At 39.1% G+C, this 2292-nt stretch carries 3 protein-coding genes and 1 pseudogene; all 4 read right to left on the bottom strand.

Annotated elements, in window-relative coordinates; translation table 11 throughout:
* Window positions 1–147: 147 nt before the first annotated feature.
* The gene (locus BUC45_RS08460; RefSeq protein WP_296971625.1) at window positions 148–666 is read right to left on the bottom strand and encodes a terminase TerL endonuclease subunit; all 519 of its coding nucleotides are present in this window, start codon (window positions 664–666) and stop codon (window positions 148–150) included.
* Window positions 656–1054 (bottom strand): hypothetical protein, encoded by a 399-nt coding sequence (locus BUC45_RS08455; RefSeq protein WP_296971622.1) that lies wholly within the window; start codon window positions 1052–1054, stop codon window positions 656–658. Before BUC45_RS08455 ends, BUC45_RS08460 begins: the two co-directional genes overlap by 11 nt.
* A 107-nt stretch (window positions 1055–1161) precedes the next feature.
* Window positions 1162–2058: a nucleotidyl transferase AbiEii/AbiGii toxin family protein gene (locus BUC45_RS08450; protein ID WP_296971620.1), complete on the bottom strand. Its 897-nt coding sequence runs from the start codon at window positions 2056–2058 to the stop codon at window positions 1162–1164.
* Window positions 2058–2292: pseudogene (locus BUC45_RS08445) on the bottom strand (hypothetical protein); the annotation flags it as partial. The gene BUC45_RS08450 and the pseudogene BUC45_RS08445, both read right to left, overlap by 1 nt.

Below are 2292 nucleotides of genomic sequence, written 5' to 3'. Positions count from 1 at the left end.
CCAGAAGTAGGGCAGGACGTAATATTTATCGTCACCTGGTATGGGAGGAAAAACTAAAACAAAGGCTGTGATATCAGTGGTACTTGATAAATCCAAACCACCGAAGCACACTCGGCCTTTGAGTTTTTCCGCATCTACCGGGTGAGCTCACTTCTCCCAGGTATCCATGGGCATCCACTTGATTTGTTGTTTCAGCCACATATTAAGCCTAAGCTGCTTAAATAATGCTTCCTCAGCCGGGTCTTGTTTTGCTTGCAGGAAGTGTTCTCGCACCCTTTCTATCTGAATGGTATAGCCCAAACTGGGATTGGCCTTATACCAGTTGTTTTCATCCTCCCAATCGTCCCCTTCTTCTAAGCCGTAAATGATGGGTAAGAAGGTGGGATCAATTCTTCTGCCGGTTAAAATATCTTTAGCTTTGCAATGCATCTCGTAGCCGTAACCTTGAAGATTATTGCCGGCAGTTGTTAAATATATAAACAGGGGTTGCTCCCGGGCATCACCGGAACCGGTAGTCAGCATCCTAGCTAGGTCCGGATTGGGATAAGTCCAAATTTCATCTAAGATAACACAGGAAGGGTTAAGCCCAGACTTAGATTTAACATCAGAGCTTAACACCTGATAAAAGCTCCCGGTTCTGGGGTAGACAATTCTCTTAGTGGACATTATTGTTTTTGTTACCCTTGAAGGGGTTTGGTAAAAGCACCTTCCTAGCGGTTTTATATTCATCGCCAATCATTCCAAGGTGCAGGAGCCAGGTCCTATTGGTTACCTGGTAGGCAAAGCCAATTTGCCCTTCACCCAAGGCTGTCTGGGTTAGCTCTTTTAGGGCTTCCAAGTCGGCAATTTTTCTGCCGAAGAATGCTCTCTTTTCCTCTGTTTCTTTTTGCAGTCTGCCGGTTAGAAGAAATTCTGCTATCTCACCTGCTGTGTAAATCAGGCAATTATCATCTTCGGGGTCCACTGGGGAAAGGATAATGGCGTCCTCCCACCTTCCGGCAACTTCGTAGACCTTGTTGTTATAGGCTGTTGTAAATCGCTCTTTCTTTTTCATTTCATTTCCCTCCCTGTGTTTTTTGGTAGTCTATATATCACTCAAAAGCACAGGTAAGTCAAGGTATTTATTACAAAAAAGCAAGCTAGTTTTAGCCTGCTTTGTAATTAAACATATCCTTTTTTCTCATGGCTCCAATCTTCAAACAGCTCATCTTCCAAAATCAATGCTTCATATGGCGGCTGAAGAAAATCAATAATTACTTTGATAACATGGTTAAAGTCAAGCTTATATTTCAATATTTTCTTGCAGAAATTATCCCACCGCTTTAGAATGTTGGAATCCTCTGCTAATCTAGAAATTACGGCAACAGAATCTTTTTCATATGGTGTGCCTCGATTAGACAATGTTTCATAGATTGCTTCTTGAAGCTTTCTTCCCTCAAAGTCAAAGGTTGTTGCCAGATAATATATATCATAAAAATCCTTCATACGTCCTGTTGCTTCCATTAAAACGATAATGGCATCTAGTTTTTCTGCAACTGTAGACTCTAAAGAATAAGTTAATACTTCAGGTTTTTCAAATTCCGGAAGAATTACAGGCAGAGTCCTTTTAACCGGTGAAGGTATAATAATATCCCCCACTCCAAAATCTATGTTAAAAGGTGTCCTCGTCCTTCCAATAATGCCGATTAGACTTGCCCTTATGCCATGATACCTTTTAATCTCGCTAATCATATCTAAGTTTCTGATTTCAAACTCTACAAAATCATTTTTGCTAGGTGAAGAAATAACTTCTTTGACAAGCTTTTCTACTGCATATAAATCATTTGAATAATTTTTTAGAAGATAATCTGCATCAACAGTTGGTCTTGTAGTAAATCCGCTAATTGAATACAATAGAAAACCGCCTTTAAGAATAAGATTTTCTTTATAGTTGCTCTCTGAAAGTCTCCTAATGAACTCTTCTTGACAAAATAAATTTAGTAGCTGTTGCAATGGAATGCCTTGTTCTTTCGATTTGTTTTTTAGTCTTGCTAAAACTGATGCTGCAATATTACCCATTACAGCCACACTCCTATATATGTCTGCACCTTATTTTTTATATTAAATATTACGGCATACTCAAACAGCTTCCTCACATTTTTCTTGGAATCTTTTATATAACGTTTTATAGCATTAGTAAATACTTCCTCCTCGAGTTTCTTTTCATAGCGAAGGACATCACATATAGTGCGGTCTCTGTCATATATTTTAACAGTTACCCCTTCAATTTTCATTTTGTCTATGCCGACCTGT

This window comes from Tepidanaerobacter sp. EBM-38, assembly GCA_001896545.1.
Classification (GTDB): Bacteria; Bacillota; Thermosediminibacteria; order Thermosediminibacterales; family Tepidanaerobacteraceae; genus Tepidanaerobacter.
The sequence above is the reverse complement of the archived record's forward strand: the minus strand, read 5'-3'. Positions and strand labels throughout refer to the sequence as shown.

Coding starts and splice junctions, on each gene's coding strand:
- BUC45_RS08460 (WP_296971625.1), bottom strand. CDS start 666: ATGTCCACTAAGAGAATTGTCTACCCCAGAACCGGGAGCTTTTATCAG.
- BUC45_RS08455 (WP_296971622.1), bottom strand. CDS start 1,054: ATGAAAAAGAAAGAGCGATTTACAACAGCCTATAACAACAAGGTCTAC.
- BUC45_RS08450 (WP_296971620.1), bottom strand. CDS start 2,058: ATGGGTAATATTGCAGCATCAGTTTTAGCAAGACTAAAAAACAAATCG.